This is a genomic window from Gluconobacter wancherniae NBRC 103581 (assembly GCF_007988885.1).
GTDB classification, from domain to species: Bacteria; Pseudomonadota; Alphaproteobacteria; order Acetobacterales; family Acetobacteraceae; genus Gluconobacter; species Gluconobacter wancherniae.
This window is the reverse complement of the sequence record NZ_BJUZ01000002.1, coordinates 82,536-100,617: the sequence shown is the minus strand read 5'-3', so window position 1 is coordinate 100,617 and position 18,082 is coordinate 82,536. Positions and strand designations below refer to the sequence as shown.

The following is an 18,082-nucleotide window of genomic DNA, read 5'->3' as shown; positions in this document are numbered from 1 at the left end:
GCATTACAGGGTAGCGGCGGCCTACAAACTAACATTGGTCCGAACCCGAAATACAATCAGCAGAGCCGAAAATAGAAGAATGGCGCTGGCCACACCAAACACCCCAACCACACCCCCCATGCTAAACATCAGGCCACCCACCGCAGCCCCAGCCGCTATGGCAGACTGCACCGAGACGACAACCATCCCGCCTGCGCTCTCAGCCTGATCTGGGACTGCATGAGCCACCCAGTTCGACCACGCCACAGGAACGCCACCAAACGCCACTCCCCACAGCACCACCAGAAGCACCTGCCCGGTTATCCCCGCAGGCAACAGGATCAGACCCAAACTCGCGCCTCCTATCAAAACCGGCATAACGACAAGCGTTGCACGCAGGCTGCGTTCAAGCATCCACCCGGCAACCAGTGTTCCAACAAAATTCGCGACACCAAAGGCCAGCAATATCAGCGCCAGACCACTGACATTGATCACCATCACGCTTTCCAGCACCGGACGGATATAGGTGAACAGAGCATATTGCCCCGTATGAACAAGGGTGCAGCACAGCATCCCGGCGCCAATCCCAGGCCTGCGCAGAATCTCCAGAATAGTTCCTAAACGGGCTGGACGGGTTGGTTTCAGAGGTGGCAGCGCAAAAAACTGGAAGGCCAGTGTCAGAACACCAAGTGCCGCCGCAGCGAAAAAAGCGCTTCTCCACCCATACAAGCCGCCCAGATAACTGCCCAGCGGTACAGCTACGACCGTCGCCACCGAAATACCACTGAAAATAATCGAAAGAGCCCGCGGCAGAAGTATCGCCGGAACAAGCCGCATCGCCACTGCCGCAGCCATGCTCCAGAACCCTCCCAAAGCAATACCCAGCAGAACACGCATAGCAAGAAGCACGATGAGGCTGGATGAAAGAGCCGCCAATAAATTGGACGCGATCATCAGCAGGCTAAATACGAACAGCACAATGCGCCGATCAATCCGCCGTGTCAGGCTCGCTGTCAGCAACCCCGAAAACATGGCAACGACCGCCGTGACAGTTACCGCCTGCCCTGCCAGAGCCTCTGAAACACCCAGTCCGGCAGACATGGGCGTCAGAAGGCTTGCTGGCAGATATTCCGCTGTCAGAAGCCCAAAAACCCCCATAGCCAACGAAAAAACCGCCATCCATGCAGGGGCTCTAGGTTCACTGTCATCTATGCTCCCCGTGTCGGAAGAAAGTGAATCCAAAAATGCATCACTCATGAAAAACGCCCTTAAAATTGCCCTTGCAGCACAGGCTAGACGGCACAATCAGGACGATCTATGGCTATAAATCCGTAATTTTTGATCGAAACACCGGAATATTTTATCGTTGGATCAGATCGCTCTTTCCTCTGACCTCATGAGCGAACTGCTCCTGGGGATGCGTCTGCGCGGCATTCAATACCGCCGTATCCATACCGGTGCGTCTTTTGGTTTTGCTTTCAGGGCAAAACCCGGTTGTGCCTATTTTCATTTTCTGGCGACAGGCACAGCAAATCTGCTGACCGAAGACGGCGTGCTTCAACCGCTTTCAGCTGGAAATGCAGTCTTTCTTCCACATGGAAACGCCCATCAGATCATCTCCAGCCCCGATGCCCCTGTTCAGGATATCGACCATTACAATGTTGTTTCCCTCAGCGAGACCGTCTGCGCAGTAACCGCGTCCTCCAGCAGCGCACCCCATGCCATTTTCTTCAGTGGCTGCATGGAGTTCGATCTCGGCGGCCTTCAGGGGCTTGTCCCTCTGATGCCAGAGCTCATGATGATTGATGCCACAAGCCAGCGTTATCTCGAACTCATGCCGATCCTGACCGCTATGGAGCACGAAGCCTGTACCGGGCGCGTAGGAGACGCAGGTATCCTTGCGCGTCTGGCTGATGTCGTGATGGCAGTCATCGTCCGGGGCTGGGTCGAATGCGGCTGCAGCAACAGCTCTGCGTTCGTCACAGCGCTCCGGGAACCAAAATTGTCCCGTGCCATTCTGGCCCTGCATCGTCAGCCAGGACGCAACTGGACCGTAGCAGAACTGGCAGCTGAAAGTGGCCTTTCACGCTCGGTATTTGCAAAACGCTTTCAGGAAACAATTGGCATCGCGCCTCTGCATTACGCAGGAGAATTAAGGATGCGCATTGCCCACACTTGGCTCTCTTACGACAGAATGCCCATCGAGAGAGTTGCAGAGCGCCTCGGCTACACATCTCAAGCAGCCTTCAGCCGTGCCTACAAAAGAATTACGGGAACACCACCAGGTTACAGCCGCCGGGAAAACAAATGAATTCACCATTGGGCCGTCTGGCCGTACAACCCATTGTCAAACATGGACTTTAAGGTGGGTCAAAAAACCAATTCATATAAAAAATGGTTTTTTCGAGATTCATCAAGAATCGTTGGTGAACCGGCTGGGACTCGAACCCAGGACCATTCGATTAAAAGTCGAATGCTCTACCAACTGAGCTACCGGTTCATCCGCACGCTGGCTACCCTACAACGCACCTGAGCGTCAACCTCCAGAGAGCGGAAAAGAAGCATTCCCTACCCAGATAATCCAGATTAGGATCCTATTTGATGTCAATTGGCTGAGGCGAGACCACTCTCAACGGGTAATTTCAGCTCCCAGAGCACACCTGAAGGTTCAAACACATGCTGGAGACTTCCGCCTTGGCTCGCAAACGGATTACGACCAATCACTGCCGTCCCGAAGCCACGACGTTCCGGAAGCTTCACTTCCGGCCCCCCACTTTCCTCCCATATTAGACGGAAGAAAGACCCCTCAGGCATTTCTTGAACATTCCAGCAAATATTTACGGTCCCCAAATCGTTGGACAAAGCTCCATATTTGATCGCGTTTGTTGTGAGTTCATGCATCGCCAGACCAACCATTTCTGCGGCACCAACGCGCAGTCGCAATGATGGATCTCCTTTTACGATAATCCGTTCTTCCAACATGTCCCCCGCAACTGCAGTCTGAGACAAGACCAAATCCCGTACAGTCACCCCAATCAACTCACCCGCCACAAGCAAGTCCTGACTTCTGGAAATCGAAACAAGACGCTGCTCCAGAACTTTCACAAAATCTGCTTTTGGGTCAGGAACACTTCGCCGGATCAAGGCAAGAACAACTGCCAGCATATTTTTAGAACGATGATTTAGCTCATGAAGCAGAAGTTCAACCCGTCGCTCACCTTCGCGCTGTGCCGTCACATCACGCGAAACACACAAAATCGCCTCAACGTCCCCCTGCTCGTTCGGACATGGGGTCAACATATTATCCCAGCAGCGGACACTTTCACCCGGCATGCAGCTCAAACCCGGAAACCGGGCATGACGGCCTTCCTGCGCCTCACGCAGAGCCTTTTCGCCCTCAGCATGAACTTCGTCGGGCAGCAACGGCAGCCACTCCATACCAAACCCGGAGTCTTCATCAACATTCAGCGCAAGGCACCCGGCCCTGTTCATATGCTGCAACCGACCATCAACCGTTAGAATTTTTATGCAATCTTGACTGATATTCAGCATTTCAGTCTGAAGCTTAATCCGCCTGCTTAAATTGAGACGTGAAATCTTACGATCTTGAATGTCTGTGAGAATGTATAACCAGAAACGAACCTGACCACGCTCATCCAGTTCCGGATGCGCGCGCAACAAATACCAACGCTCCACACCAGATGCAGCGATCAGACGCATATCCAGATTACATGGACGCCCAGTAGACAAAGCAACCTCAAGCTCGTGTCGAACAAGAGCTCTGTCTTCAACATGCACGTTGTCTGCCCAACACTCAGACTCAAACCCAGCCGTAAAAACGTCAGCGTTCCGACGCCAGGCCCTGTTGAAGTGTTCGTAAAAGCCATCAACCCCAACAACGCAAATGAGGTCAGGCAAAAGATCAAGAGCACTAAACGCCTGAGAGGCAGCAACTACAGATGCCTCAGCGGCACACCCTGCAATTTCCCCGTTCCGAAACGTCTCATTCATGACTTCATCTTGCACATATTCGTTCCAGAAACTCAGCACCCTGCTCATCAGGCAAACGATACGGCAGGACATCACACCCTAATGTGCAACCCGCATTCTAACGAGTCTTTTTACTATCCATTCAGAAATCATCTCAAAACCGGCACGGACAGATAAAATCTAACCTACCCGGCAACAACATAGACATAAAAAAGGCGGGAGCACTTCCGTGCTCCCGCCTTTTTCAACTCCAGGAACCGTAAAGTCTTACGCTTCCACGTAGGCCTTCACGATGATGTCCGGATCCTTGACCGTGCCCGAAGAGCCTGCGCCACGCTTGATCTTGTCCACGTTCTCCATGCCTTCAATAACCTTGCCTGCAATGGTGTACTGGCCATTCAGAGAGGGAACATCTTCAAACATGATGAAGAACTGGCTGTTCGCCGTGTTCGGGCTCATCGTGCGAGCCATACCAAGCGTACCACGCTCGAACTTGGCTTCCTTGGTGAATTCGGCCTTCAGATCCGGGTAGCTGCTACCGCTGGTTCCCGTGCCCGTCGGATCACCACCCTGCGCCATGAAGCCTTCGATGACACGATGGAACTTCACACCGTCATAAAAACCTTCGCTAGCCAGCAGCTTCAGGCGCTCTACAGCCAGCGGAGCCAGATCCGGGCGCAGCTCGATGACAACCTTACCGTCCTTGAGTTCAAAAACCAGCTTGTTGCCTTCAGGCACTGCAGTATCGGACATGCTTCAAACCTTCCAAAAATCGGAGAAGGCCCTTATGTCGCCCCTCGATCCAGTTTCGACAAGACAAGACGCGCCACATCATCGCTGACAAAAGGAGAAATATCACCGCCAAGCCGCGCTATCTCCTTAACAATGCGGCTCGCAGTCGTTCGATGATTTTCTGAAGACAGCAGAAAAACCGTCTCTATTTCTGGCGCCAGACGCCGCAATGCACCCGAAAGCTGCGTCTCAAAATCGAAATCACCGGACGACCTCAACCCTCGCACCACAGTTCCGGCACCAGCATCACGCACAGCATCTACCAGGAGATTGCCGAACCCCAGAACCTCGATACGCGCAGCATGCCGCAACCCGGAAACCTCTTTCCGCACCGCAGTGATCCGCTCCTCCACATCAAGGAGCGGCCCTTTGCCCTCGTTCACCGCGACCCCAACGAACAGGCGGTCAAACAATGCTGACGCCCGATCGATAATGTCCAGATGCCCGAAGGTCACCGGGTCGAACGTGCCGGGATAAAACCCGACGCGCGGATCAGGCATCCGCCGCAGGGCCTTCCTCAGCACCGCTATCAGCCTGACCTTCGCTCCCCTCGACAGCCGGGACAGCACCCTCCGCCGAGACAACACCGCCGTCGATCACCTCGTCAGCATCACCGTCCTCGCTGTCATCCTCCAGAACCGGGAAAACACAGATAACGCTCTCGGTATCATTCACACGAAACAGCGTCACACCGCTGGCCTGACGGGCCATGACACGTACCTGAGACACCGGCAGACGGATCAGACGCCCCATATCCGTGACCATCATCACGTCCGTACCATCCAGCGTCGGCAAGGTACCCACAACTTCCTTGCCACGACGATTGGCCGAGAACGTCATGTTCGTGATGCCCTGACCACCACGGCCCGAAACACGATAGTCATACGCCGAAGAACGACGGCCAAAACCACCATCCGTCACCGTCAGCAGGATTTCCTCCTGCTGCTCCAGTTCCTCGAAGCGCTCCTGAGACAGGCTGCCAACGATTTCCGGAACATCGTCACTATCCTCAGAAGTGGTCGTGATGTCCTCATCCGCCCCTTCAGCAGGAGCAGCATTCTCGGCACGGCGCTTGGCATTCGCCATCCGCAGATAGGCCGCACGCTCTTCGACCGTCGCTTCAACATGGTTCAGCACACAGAGCGAATTGACGATATCGCCTTCCGCCAGACGGATACCCCTCACGCCGGTGCTGCCACGACCGGCAAACACGCGCAGCGTATCGTCCGTGATCTGGAAGCGAATGCAACGTGCCTTCTTCGTGGCGAGGAATACATCCTGTCCCTCGCGGCACGTCGCCACACCGATCAGGGAATCTCCCTCGTCCAGCTTCATCGCAATCAGGCCCGAAGCACGGATGTTGCGGAAATCACTCAGGCGGTTACGACGTACATTGCCACTGGCCGTCGCAAAGACGAGGTGCAGATCATCCCACAGCTCCTCATCCTGCGGCAGCGGCAGAACCGCCGTAATGGAGTCCGTACCCAGCTCAGGCAGGAGATTGACGAGTGCGCGCCCCTTCGCCGTTGGAGCAGCCTCTGGCAGATGCCAGACCTTCATCCGATAGGCCTTGCCCCCCGATGAGAAGAACATCACCCACTGATGGGTGTGTGCATTGAAGCTGCGGATGATGACATCGTCCCCACGGCGACCCGATGCCGTACGACCACGACCACCACGGTTTTGAGAACGGAAAATTTCCAGCGGTGTGCGCTTGATGAAGCCATCGCGTGTGATGGTCACGACCATCTGGCCCGGCTCAACAAGGCTCTCGTCAGACTGGTCACCCAACGCATCCGAAATCTCTGTCGCACGCGGCGTCGCAATTTCCGCACGCGCAGCCATCAGTTCGTTGCGCATGACCTCCATGCGGCGGATATGGCTCTCAATGATCTCCAGAAGATCCGTGATCTTGGCGGCAACTTCATTAAGTTCCCCCTGGATCTTCTCGCGCTCAAGACCGGTCAGGCGCTGCAGACGCAGCTCCAGAATACCGCGGGCCTGCGCCTCAGTGAGGCGAACCTTGCCATCAATGATGACATTGCCCTCATCGCGGATCAGCGTCAGTAGAGGAACAACTTCCTCAGCATCCCACTGTCTCGCCATCAGCGATTCCCGAGCCGTTGCCGCATCAGGAGCCGCACGGATCAGCGCAATCACCTCATCAATGTTGGCAACCGCCATCACAAGGCCAACCAGCAGATGCCCGCGATCCCGAACCTTGTTCAGGTCAAAGCGCGCCCGGCGCAGAATGACATCCTCGCGGAAACGAATAAACGCCTGCAGGATATCAATCAGCCCCATCGTCCGCGGCTTGCCCTCATCGAGAGCCAGCATATTGGCACTGAAAGAGGTCTGAAGCTGCGTAAAGCGATAAAGCTGATTCAGTACCACTTCAGGCGTGGCATCGCGCTTGAGCTCAATAACAACGCGCATACCCGAACGATCGCTCTCGTCCCGGATATCGGAAATACCCTCGATTTCCTTCGAACGGACGAGGTCGGCAATCTTTTCCTGCAGCGTCGCCTTATTCACCTGATACGGGATCTCAGTGATGATGATCGCCTGACGATCCTTGCGGATTTCCTCAATCTCCGCCCGCGCACGAACGGGAATGGAGCCGCGGCCCGTCTCGAAAGCCTGACGAATGCCACGACGCCCCATGATGATGCCACCCGTGGGGAAATCCGGCCCCGGGACGATCTTCGTCAGTTCGTCGAGATCAATCTCCGGGTTGGCAATCATTGCCAGCGTGGCATCAATGATCTCGCCGGGATTGTGCGTCGGAATATTGGTCGCCATGCCCACGGCAATACCCGAAGCACCATTGACCAGAAGGTTCGGGAACGTCGCCGGCAGAACTTTCGGTTCGTGCTCGCTTTCGTCGTAGTTCGGCTGAAAATCAACCGTATCACGCTCGATATCATCGAGCAGGAACGACGAAGACTTGGCAAGACGCGCTTCGGTATAACGCATGGCCGCCGGGCTATCGCCATCGACCGAACCAAAGTTACCCTGACCATCAATCAGCTTGACCCGCATGGACCAATGCTGGGCCATACGCACCATGGCGTCATAAATCGAACTGTCACCGTGCGGATGGTATTTACCCATCACGTCACCAACCGCACGCGCAGATTTGCGATACGGCTTGTCAGACGTAAACCCACTCTCGCGCATCGCATACAGAATGCGGCGATGAACAGGCTTCAGGCCATCACGAACGTCCGGAAGCGCACGCGAAACAATGACCGACATCGCATAGGCGAGATAAGAGGAACGCATCTCCTCTTCGATCGTCACCGGAATACGGTCGGGGGGCAGAAGATCGTTCGGCTCGGTCAGCTCGGTCAAGACAGGTCCACCACGCTAGAATAAAGTCCCTACAGCATACCCCATGCTCCCCGGCCGCGCCACACCCGCCACGCGCCTTTCCGCGTGCACGGGCCGCCTGATGCCTCTCGCGCCGCCCCAAACGAAAAAACGGCATAAAAAAGCCTGCGCAGATTGCTCCACGCAGGCAGTTGTGAACCAGCAGCGCAACTCCGCCGATTAAAACGGAATTTCGTCGTCCAGATCGTTGTCAGCCGGAGCATCCCAGCCGCCACCACGATTGCCACCACCAGTAGCACCGCCGCTGCGACCACCACCAAAACCACCATCGTTGCCGCTACCGCCGAAGCCACCGCTCCCGCCACTGCGCGAACCGCCACCAAAGCCGCCGCCATTGCCGCCAGAGCGCGGGGCATCATAGCCACCACCACCGTCTTCACCGCCACGGTTGCTGTCAATCAACACAAGATCACCGCGGAAGCGGTCAATCGTAACTTCGGTAGTATAACGCTCCTGGCCAGACTGATCTGTCCATTTGCGGGTCCGCAGCTCGCCTTCAATGTAAACCTTACGCCCCTTGCGCAGAAAGCGTTCAGCCACATCTGCCACACGCTCGTTGAAAATGACCACACGATGCCATTCGGTGCGCTCCTTGCGCTCCCCGGACTGCCTGTCATTCCACGTATCGCTGGTGGCCACGGTCAGGTTGACGATCTTCGTCCCCGACTGCGTATTGCGGACCTCTGGGTCCTTACCCAGATTTCCAACCAGAATTACCTTGTTGACGCTACCAGCCATGCGTTTTCAACCAATCTTCTCGAATTGTTCTTTTCATATGATCCTAAACACCTACCTATGAACAATCCAGCGCTGTTCCATGGCGTTGTGTTCGCAGTTCCCTTCATTCTTGGCCGGTGCACCCCTGTCCGTGAGCATTTCAGACAATCATTCGATCCGCGTCCGTGGGGCCCGCGCCCACAACCTCAAGAACATCGACGCTACAATCCCGCGTGACTCGCTGACTGTCATCACAGGCCTCTCGGGCTCGGGGAAATCCTCCCTTGCCTTCGATACGATCTACGCTGAAGGTCAGCGTCGCTACGTCGAGAGCCTCTCCGCCTATGCCCGCCAGTTTCTGGAACTCATGGGCAAGCCGGATGTGGATTCGATCGAAGGCCTCTCACCGGCCATTTCGATCGAACAGAAAACCACCTCGAAAAACCCTCGCTCCACAGTCGGCACGATCACCGAAATCCACGACTACATGCGCCTTCTCTGGGCGCGCGCCGGCGTGCCCTACTCCCCAGCCACCGGCCTACCCATTGAAGCGCAGACCATCAGCCAGATGGTGGACCGCGTCATGGCAATGCCCGAAGGCATGCGCCTGATGCTGCTCGCTCCCGTCATCCGTGACCGCAAGGGAGACTGCAAACGCGAACTGGCAGACCTCTCACGCAAGGGCTTCACACGCGTCAAGATTGACGGCGAACTACACGAAATCGCCGAAGCACCAGAACTCAACCGCAAGACCCGCCATACAGTGGAAGTCGTGGTTGACCGTATCGTGGTCAAAGAAGGGATCGAATCCCGCCTCGCAGACAGCTTCGAAACTGCCATCGGCCTGTCGGACGGTCTCGCATACGCAGAGGAAGTCAAACGCAGCGGGGCCACCGATCCAGCCACCCATATCGTTTTTTCATCCCGCTTTGCCTGCCCGGTTTCCGGCTTCACACTTGAGGAAATCGAGCCCCGGCTTTTCTCGTTCAACGCCCCCATGGGCGCCTGCCCGGTCTGTGACGGCATTGGCACCGAAAATCATTTCGACGAAAACCTCATCGTCCCCGATGACAGCCTGTCCCTCGCAGAAGGTGCCATCGCGCCCTGGCACGGCAACCAGACAGACTGGTACGACCAGACCCTCGCAGCATTGGCACGACATTGCGGCGACACAACCAGCACCCCCTGGGCCAGCCTCAAGGCAGAGACGCGCGACCTCATCATCAACGGAAGCAAGGACCCTGTCGCCATCCCCTACCGCGATGGCAGCAAGGTCCACACCGTCACGAAGCCTTTCGAAGGGGTACTCAAGAACCTCCGCCGTCGGCTCGCACAAACAGACAGCATGTGGGTCCGCGAGGAACTAAGCCGCTATCAGTCCGAAAAGCCATGTCATGCCTGCCACGGCGCACGCCTCAAACCCGAGGCCCTGTGCGTCAAAGTCAACGAGTTGGACATCGCTCAGGCCTCGGACATGCCGATCCGCAAGGCCCTGTCATGGTTCTCGGGCGTGGAAGCCTCCCTCACACCCCAGCGCGCTGAAATCGCCCGGCGCATTCTGCGTGAAATCACCGACCGACTGCACTTCTTGGATGACGTGGGCCTGGACTACCTCACCCTCTCCCGTGGCTCAGCCACCCTCTCCGGTGGCGAAAGCCAGCGTATTCGCCTTGCATCACAGATCGGCTCGGGCCTGACCGGCGTGCTGTATGTTCTGGACGAACCATCAATCGGCCTTCACCAGCGCGACAACGAACGCCTCCTCGGAACGCTGGAACGTCTAAAAAGGCTTGGAAACACCGTCATTGTTGTCGAACACGATGAAGACGCCATCCGTGCCGCAGACTACCTGATCGATATGGGCCCAGGCGCAGGAACCCGCGGCGGCACGGTCGTTGCGCACGGCACACCAGCCGAAGTCGCAAAAAACCCGAACAGCCTGACCGGGGCCTATCTCTCAGGACGCAAATCCATCCCGGTCCCCGAACATCGCCGCCATTCGGATCGCTTCCTGACACTGCATGGCGCACGAGGGAACAACCTCAAGGATCTCACAGTCCAGTTCCCGCTCGGAACCTTCATCGCCGTCACCGGGGTTTCCGGTGGCGGAAAGTCGACGCTTGTTGTGGATACGCTCTACAAGGCTCTGTCGCGCCAGTTGATGAAATCGAGCCAGTCTCCCCTGCCATACGACCGCATGGAAGGCGTGGAGGAACTCGACAAGATCATCGACATTGACCAGTCCCCTATCGGCCGCACCCCCCGCTCCAACCCCGCGACCTACACTGATCTCTTTGCCCCGATCAGGGACTGGTTCTCCGAACTGCCAGAGTCCAAAGCGCGCGGCTACAAACCGGGTCGTTTTTCATTCAACGTCAAAGGCGGCCGCTGCGAAGCCTGTCAGGGCGATGGCGTCCTCAAAATCGAGATGCACTTCCTGCCGGACGTCTTCGTGACATGCGACACCTGCAAAGGCGCTCGCTACAATCGCGAGACGCTAGACGTAAAATTTCGCGGAAAATCCATCGCGGACGTTCTGGCAATGACTGTGGATGAAGCACTGCCCTTCTTCCACGCAGTCCCCCGCATCAGGGAGCGCCTCGCCATCCTGCAGCAGGTCGGACTGGGCTACGTCGCCCTTGGCCAGCAGGCCACAACCCTGTCAGGCGGTGAAGCACAGCGCGTCAAACTCTCCAAAGAGCTGGCCAAACGTGCAACCGGACGTACGCTCTACATTCTCGACGAACCCACCACCGGCCTCCACACCGACGACGTCCGAAAACTGTTAGAAGTCCTCCACGCCCTCGTCGACCAAGGCAACACCATCCTCGTGATCGAACATAATCTGGAAGTCATCAAAACCGCAGATTGGCTCATCGACATCGGCCCGGAAGGTGGAGACGGTGGCGGTCAGGTTGTCGCAGCCGGAACACCCGAAGATATTGCCGCCTGCAAGGCCAGCCACACCGGTCGCTTCCTGGGGCCACTCCTTCCACCGCCATCCCCGACTTCAGCACAGAAGACGCCTGTTAAAAAAAGCACCCCGCCTGCCGCACCTCCAGCAAAAGCGCCGACTCCAGAAGCAAAAGCCCGAAAGGGGCGCCCTGCCGGAAGCAAAAACAAACCGCGCTCCTGATCGACGCAAAGCGGGCGTGACAAATCGGGCGTATCTGGCAGCAGAAGTCAGACACGCCCGCATCGCGCCAGATTCGAGAATATTTCCAGCCAGAACGCCCCCCTGCTGCCCTGCATATGCGTTTCCATTGACACCGGAGAGACGCGGGTCTTTACCTGCACCCATGACGTCTGAAAGCCGCCTCTGATGAGTCTGGCCTTTCGAAAGAAAGGGAGAACTCGGCTTCGACACTGTTTACCAGTGCTCGTGGTCCTGCTTGGCTTTCTTGGTCAGATCTTCATTCAGGGCTTCGCGCTCCCCGATGAAGCCCCCCGAGCCACCATTGAACGCCTGACGGGCATAGACATCAGCCCTTCGGGAATGATGGACGACATGCCCGGGATGCACATGGCCATGCCCGGTCACATGCATCATCCACAAGGCACACACGACCACGATGATGGCTCATGCCCACTCTGCCCTTTGCTGCAGATCGTCGCCATCCTGCTTACCGCCCTGCCACTCTTTCCCGGGCGCTCTTTCCGCTGGACAGCCCTTCGGGCCCAACCCATCCAGCCCCGTGCCCCCCCGATTGCAGGGCGTGCACTTCCACCCTCCCGCGGACCACCAACCCTGTTCTGAGCCTCACGGCCAGACGAGTCCTCCTGTATCCTGCGCGCGTTTGTGCATCTCCCTGCGGCTGCACCCCCGTGCCCGAACAGAAAGCCTCCGAACGGCCAAGTTCTTCTCCGTTCAGGACATCAGATCATCATGTTTTCGCTTGCCCGTATCCTGCGTTCAAACGCAGTCACGTGCCGACGCACGGCCCTGGCGTGTGCCCTCTCGGCATCCCTCTCCGCAACAACGGCACTGGCACAGAGCCCCACTCCAGACACAACTGACCAGTCCCAATCACTCACCACCACCCAGACAGAATTCCTGACCGTAAACGGCGTCCGCCATCAGGTGACAGACAGCCCCGATACGGCCTCCCTTTTCAAACATTCACTGGGCTACAGCACCTATAATGCAGGTGGCGTATCATCCCTGCCCGTCCTCAACGGAATGGCCGATGACCGTGTTGCCACCATTGTTGACGGGATGCGCATTGCCTCCGCCTGCCCCAACCACATGAACCCCGCCATGTCATACATCGACCCTGACAGCGTCTCGCACGCAGTAGCCTTGGCAGGCATCACACCTGTCAGTATTGGCGGCGACAGCACAGGCGGTACGGTACAGGTGGATCGCAAGGACCCACAATTTGCGAAAGCCGGGAAAATTCTCATCACCGGCCATGTCCGCGGAGATTACCGAAGCAACGGTGGCGGATCAGGCGCATCGGGAACAGTCACAGTCGCCAACGACACCCTCAGCCTCCGTTACACTGCCTCATATGCGCATGCGAGCGACTACCAGACCGGCGGCAAAGGCAGGCGGGTGCTCTCCACCAGCTATCTGAGCTTCAACCATGCCGTGACACTTGGTCTGCACAAAGCCAACCATCTTCTGGCCCTGACATTCGGCCAGCAGGACATTCCCTACGAAGGCTTCCCCAACCAGTACATGGATATGACCAACAACCGGTCCACATTCGTGAACGGTAAATACAAGGGAAATTTTGGCTGGGGCACACTCGAAGCGCGCGGCTTCTGGCAGCGCGTCTCTCACGTCATGGACATGATGTCAGACAAGGGCGGACACACCGCAACCACCGGCATGCCCATGAACACAGACGCCCGAACAGCCGGTTATGCCCTAAAGGCCACCATCCCCCTCAGCCAGAAACACACACTGACACTCGGCAGCGGGTTTGATCATAACGGCCTGAACGACTGGTGGCCCCCTCTGAAGGGAAGCATGATGATGGGGCCCGGAACCTTCCATAACATCAATAACGGCCACCGCGATCGCCTTGGGCACTTTGCGGAATGGGACGCCCACTGGCTCCCCCACTTTTCCACGCAGCTTGGGCTCCGCAGCGACGTCGTGATGATGAACACAGGCACCGTCGCCCCCTATTCATGGACAGGCATGATGGGAATGGCAGACGCCATGGCCGCCAAACGCTTCAACGCCGCATCGCGTGGACGCACAGATACGAACTTTGACGTCACCGCGACCGGCAAATGGGAGCCACTGAACAGCCTGACCATCGAAGGCGGCTATGCTCGCAAGACGCGCTCTCCCAACCTCTATGAGCGTTACGCCTGGGGTATGGGCAGCATGTCTTCGCGCATGATCGGCTGGTTTGGAGATGGCAACGGCTATGTCGGCAACCTCAATCTCAAACCCGAGATCGCCAACACGCTCAGCACCACGATCGACTGGCACGATCCGGCAGGTCAGCGCTGGGACCTGAAAGTACAGCCGTTTTACACATATACGCACAATTACATAAACGTGGTCCGCCTCGGGAACTTTACGAACGGCCTCTCACAGCTCCAGTTCGTCAACCACAACGCCAGAAGCTACGGCATCAACGCCTCAGGGTTCGTGCGCCTGTGGAACACGCCCCATTACGGGCATGGAGAATTGACCGGCAACATCAACTGGGTCCGCGGACAGGACCTCGTGACGCATTCCGGCCTCTATCACCAGATGCCTGCAAACGGTATCGTAGGTCTGCATGAAACCTACGAAAACTGGACAGGTCGCGTCGAGGTGACACTCGTCAAATCAAAAACCACCGTGGACTGGCTCCGCAATGAACCCCGCACACCCGGATATGCGCTGATGGGCCTTGGCGGAAGCTACCGCTGGAAAGCGTTTACCCTGAACGCAAGCATCGAAAACCTTCTGAACCAGAACTATTACCTTCCTCTGGGCGGACTCTCGCTCGGAGACTATGCGGCAGGCGGGATACTGGGGCCCCTTCAGGGCATGGGACGTTCCTTCAACCTGAGCCTCACTGCCGCGTTCTGACGACACGCGACCATTCACCGGCCGCACGTTACCGTTATCGGCAGAAAAACAGTGGCGATTGTTCTTGCGCAGCCGCAAACAGCACCGTCACTGTTTCTAAAGGTTTTCTCCGTTCATGGAGGTCGTCATGAAGCTTTTGCCACTTTCCGCCGCTCTGGCTTTCTGCGTCGCAACACCCGCTTTTGCGTCGTCTCAGGAAACCGTATTCCCGTTCGAACCCGCAACCGTCACGCTGCACGGAACCCTCCTCAGCGTACCGTGTCAGACACCTGACACGGTACGAAGCGGGAAATGCCCGTCGCTGCGGCTGCATCTCTCGCACCCGGCCACAGTCCGCAACGGCAATGGTCCGGACCGTTACGCCGTTCACCAGCAGGATTTCGACCTGCTGATCGACAATCCCCCCACCATTCGCCCCGGCCCTGACGGACATGTCTGGTCCAGCCCGTCAGAACTCGCAGATCATCAGGTGATCGCCGTGGGTCAGCTGATGCGCCCCGCAAACCACAGCGAACCCGTCAGGCTTCACGTGCGAGCACTGGAGCCGAATTAAGAGCCCTTATCGGCGTGTTTTTACCTGCGGGACACCCAGATGCGGCATCCCGCGGGCTTCTGCCAATGCTGCCTGCCGCTCACGCTCCGCATATCTGTGCCGCTGCTCCGCCGAACGGGCATCATGGCAATGCGGACAGCTCACGCCAGCCTCATACAAAGGAGACGCCTTGTCCGCCGCACTGACCGGCGCACGGCAGGCATGGCAGACATCAAAGCTGCCAATTTCAAGCCCGTGCTTCACTGAAACACGCTGATCAAACACGAAGCACTCACCATGCCAAAGGCTGTCCTCCTCGGGCACCGTCTCCAGATACTTCAGAATCCCGCCCTTGAGATGGTAAACCTCATCCAGCCCCTCCGCCTTGACGAAAGACGTCGCTTTTTCACAACGGATACCGCCCGTGCAGAACATGGCAATCTTCGGAACCTTGCCCTTGGCCTCCAGCTCAAGCTTGCGCGCACGGAACCATTCTGGAAATTCACGGAACGTCTTCGTATGCGGATCAATCGCGCCCTCGAAGGTGCCAATCGCAACTTCATAATCATTGCGCGTATCAATCAGAATGGTCTCGGGATCTGAAATCAGCGCATTCCAGTCCTCAGGCGCCACATACTGCCCCACATCCTTGCGCGGATCGATGTTCGGCTCGCCCATCGTCACAATTTCACGCTTGAGCCGGACCTTCATGCGACGGAACGGCATTTCCGGCGCGCGGGACTCCTTGATCTCCAGTTCCGCACATCCCGGCAGCGCGTGGATATGCTCCAGCACCCGCTCCATGCCAGCATCCGAACCTGCAATCGTGCCGTTAATACCCTCACGCGCAAGCAGAAGAATGCCCTTGATACCCTCAGCCTCACACAGCGCCAGCAAAGGCTCGCGCAATGCGGCATGGTCTTCAAAAGGCGTGAAATTATAAAGCGCGACGATACGGATCGGCTGGAAGGCGTCTGACATTATGGGACCATCCGGCTTGCGACCACAGGCCGGGAAAGAACCAACAGGCCCCTTCTCCCCGCAGTCAGATGAAAAACAGGACCCCGCCAATATCAGGCCACGACAAATGGCGCCAGAACTCCGCACATGGAGACCCGCATAAAACCTCAGGTCACAGAAAGGACCGCATTGTCGAGGCCGGGCAAATTCCTGTCTTTCATCAAACCCCGGATCGTATGGATAACCTGCGTGCCCGTAATAAGGCGTGAGCATTCAAACTGCCGATCAGTTCCCTTGTGCCTCGGGCACCATAGGAAATCATGATGGTCAAACTGATGGGACGCATCATTCCAGCATGAATTGCACGTGTGCCAGTTGATGACGCGATATGGAGTGAAAAACTCATTGTCCGGATGCGTGAACCCCGAAATCATCACCACAGGCGTCCCAGCCGCATGGGCCAGCCACGCCAGGCCGCTGGAAAGCCCGATGAAAAAACTGGCATGCCTGAGCCATCGCGCACGCTCACTCAGCGGCCGGTTTCCAGTCTCGTCTTCCACACCGTGAGGAATATGGTTGTACACATATCCCGTACCATGAAAGGGCTTCTGATCTATGCAAATAACACGATAACCACACCCCTTCAGAAACGCGATGACCTCATGCCAGCCAGCAGGATTGTTCCAGTACTTGCACTGCGTACTCGCCTGCGTGGCAACAACAACATAGGGCCCGTCGATTGGCGCATGATCGCCATCCGGGATCGTGATCGCAGGTGGCTCATCACGCCACGGATTGACCCCGAGAATATACGCAGCCGTCCGATGCAGTCCAACATGGCGGAAATCTGTTGGCTGACGACAGAACTCTTTATCCGTGAAGAAAAGCCCTAGATTGTAAGTGGCATAAAACCGAGACGTAAATCCGCCATCCTTGCGGGCCACATCCTGCCCCACCAGCGTAATGTCCGGATTGGCATCCACAACCAGAGGTAGAATGACATCCGCAACAGAGCACGTAACAGATGCTCCGGTCTGTCGTGCCATCCGGATAACAGCCGGAAGCCACGCAAGCGTATCGCCAAGCGTTCCCACAGGCAGCTGAACCAGAACCTGCCGCTCCCGCAGATCCAGATCATGCTGCACAACATGCTCAGACGCCCCATTCTCCCGATGCAGCCAGACATCGACACCAAACGGGACAAAGAACTTCTTCGTAGACGCCACCATGCCGCCCTTCAGGCGCGCATCGAAAAGGATATTTCCCGTCACACGGTCAGAAAGCCGCACCTGCCATTCCCCGGTTTCCGGCGGAAGGTCCGGTACCATGACACGCGCGCCATCATTGAAATCAAACCGTATTCCCATCCCGGCCTCCAGACACGGAACCGGAGCAGGCGGGAGATATGGACTATCCTCATTCCTGAGACCTGCGGCAGACGTTCCACCGGAATCCGTCAACTCCGATGCGGGCGGCATGCCTCCCGTCCCGGACAGAGCAGATGAAAGACCGCTTTCATTTGCCATTAGGCCACTTTGCTCAACTTCACCCACCAAACCTGAAGCCACACGCTGATCACTGGACATCGACCGCAATAACCTCATGAATGTTACATAATAATTGGTTAATATAATTTATAAAATATACCAATGAACTTATTTGTAGAATTGATACCAGAC

13 protein-coding genes and 1 tRNA gene are annotated in these 18,082 nt (G+C 56.9%); 5 read left to right on the top strand and 9 right to left on the bottom strand.

All coding sequences use genetic code 11. The features are described 5' to 3' along the window. Window positions 1-21: 21 nt before the first annotated feature. Window positions 22-1,236, bottom strand: a complete 1,215-nt coding sequence (locus tag GWA01_RS07525) for an MFS transporter (RefSeq protein WP_146795782.1) — start codon at window positions 1,234-1,236, stop codon at window positions 22-24. Window positions 1,237-1,375: 139 nt separating this feature from the next. Between GWA01_RS07525 and GWA01_RS07520 the strand changes: the two genes are divergently transcribed. Then, window positions 1,376-2,290, top strand: coding sequence for an AraC family transcriptional regulator (locus tag GWA01_RS07520; RefSeq protein WP_186819508.1), 915 nt, complete (start codon window positions 1,376-1,378; stop codon window positions 2,288-2,290). 113 nt (window positions 2,291-2,403) lie between these two features. Here the strand turns inward: GWA01_RS07520 and GWA01_RS07515 are convergent. From GWA01_RS07515 to ssb, 6 genes are all read right to left on the bottom strand, one after another. Then, window positions 2,404-2,479 (bottom strand) — tRNA-Lys (locus GWA01_RS07515). A 104-nt stretch (window positions 2,480-2,583) separates the two neighbouring features. Further along, the gene (locus GWA01_RS07510; protein ID WP_186819507.1) at window positions 2,584-3,990 is read right to left on the bottom strand and encodes a sensor histidine kinase; all 1,407 of its coding nucleotides are present in this window, start codon (window positions 3,988-3,990) and stop codon (window positions 2,584-2,586) included. Window positions 3,991-4,236: 246 nt separating this feature from the next. Further along, on the bottom strand, window positions 4,237-4,722 hold the full coding sequence (locus GWA01_RS07505; protein ID WP_146795778.1) for a peptidylprolyl isomerase: 486 nt from the start codon (window positions 4,720-4,722) through the stop codon (window positions 4,237-4,239). A 32-nt stretch (window positions 4,723-4,754) separates the two neighbouring features. After that, on the bottom strand, window positions 4,755-5,261 hold the full coding sequence (gene coaD / locus GWA01_RS07500; protein ID WP_146795776.1) for a pantetheine-phosphate adenylyltransferase: 507 nt from the start codon (window positions 5,259-5,261) through the stop codon (window positions 4,755-4,757). Continuing rightward, the gene (gene gyrA / locus GWA01_RS07495; protein WP_371858440.1) at window positions 5,254-8,106 is read right to left on the bottom strand and encodes a DNA gyrase subunit A; all 2,853 of its coding nucleotides are present in this window, start codon (window positions 8,104-8,106) and stop codon (window positions 5,254-5,256) included. Before gyrA ends, coaD begins: the two co-directional genes overlap by 8 nt. Before the next feature lie 207 nt (window positions 8,107-8,313). Beyond that, on the bottom strand, window positions 8,314-8,892 hold the full coding sequence (ssb, locus tag GWA01_RS07490) for a single-stranded DNA-binding protein (RefSeq protein WP_146795772.1): 579 nt from the start codon (window positions 8,890-8,892) through the stop codon (window positions 8,314-8,316). Window positions 8,893-9,022: 130 nt separating this feature from the next. Here ssb and uvrA point away from each other — a divergent pair, with 130 nt between their 5' ends. The 4 genes from uvrA to GWA01_RS07470 all read left to right on the top strand — a co-directional run bounded on the left by uvrA (window position 9,023) and on the right by GWA01_RS07470 (window position 15,464). Further along, complete coding sequence (gene uvrA / locus GWA01_RS07485; RefSeq protein WP_146795770.1) at window positions 9,023-12,007, top strand: excinuclease ABC subunit UvrA; 2,985 nt, start codon at window positions 9,023-9,025, stop codon at window positions 12,005-12,007. 240 nt (window positions 12,008-12,247) lie between these two features. After that, entirely contained in the window at window positions 12,248-12,628 is a 381-nt protein-coding gene (locus GWA01_RS07480; protein WP_244945717.1) for a DUF2946 domain-containing protein, read from the top strand. 129 nt (window positions 12,629-12,757) lie between these two features. Beyond that, window positions 12,758-14,911: a TonB-dependent receptor gene (locus tag GWA01_RS07475; protein ID WP_146795766.1), complete on the top strand. Its 2,154-nt coding sequence runs from the start codon at window positions 12,758-12,760 to the stop codon at window positions 14,909-14,911. 127 nt (window positions 14,912-15,038) lie between these two features. After that, window positions 15,039-15,464: a hypothetical protein gene (locus GWA01_RS07470; RefSeq protein ID WP_146795765.1), complete on the top strand. Its 426-nt coding sequence runs from the start codon at window positions 15,039-15,041 to the stop codon at window positions 15,462-15,464. A 6-nt stretch (window positions 15,465-15,470) separates the two neighbouring features. Here GWA01_RS07470 and trhO read toward each other — a convergent pair whose 3' ends face one another. Together trhO and GWA01_RS07460 are read right to left on the bottom strand one after the other, a co-directional pair. Next, window positions 15,471-16,424 (bottom strand): oxygen-dependent tRNA uridine(34) hydroxylase TrhO, encoded by a 954-nt coding sequence (gene trhO / locus GWA01_RS07465; RefSeq protein ID WP_146795763.1) that lies wholly within the window; start codon window positions 16,422-16,424, stop codon window positions 15,471-15,473. 146 nt (window positions 16,425-16,570) lie between these two features. Then, on the bottom strand, window positions 16,571-17,881 hold the full coding sequence (locus GWA01_RS07460; RefSeq protein ID WP_228118580.1) for an autotransporter strand-loop-strand O-heptosyltransferase: 1,311 nt from the start codon (window positions 17,879-17,881) through the stop codon (window positions 16,571-16,573). Between the last annotated feature and the right edge of the window lie 201 nt (window positions 17,882-18,082).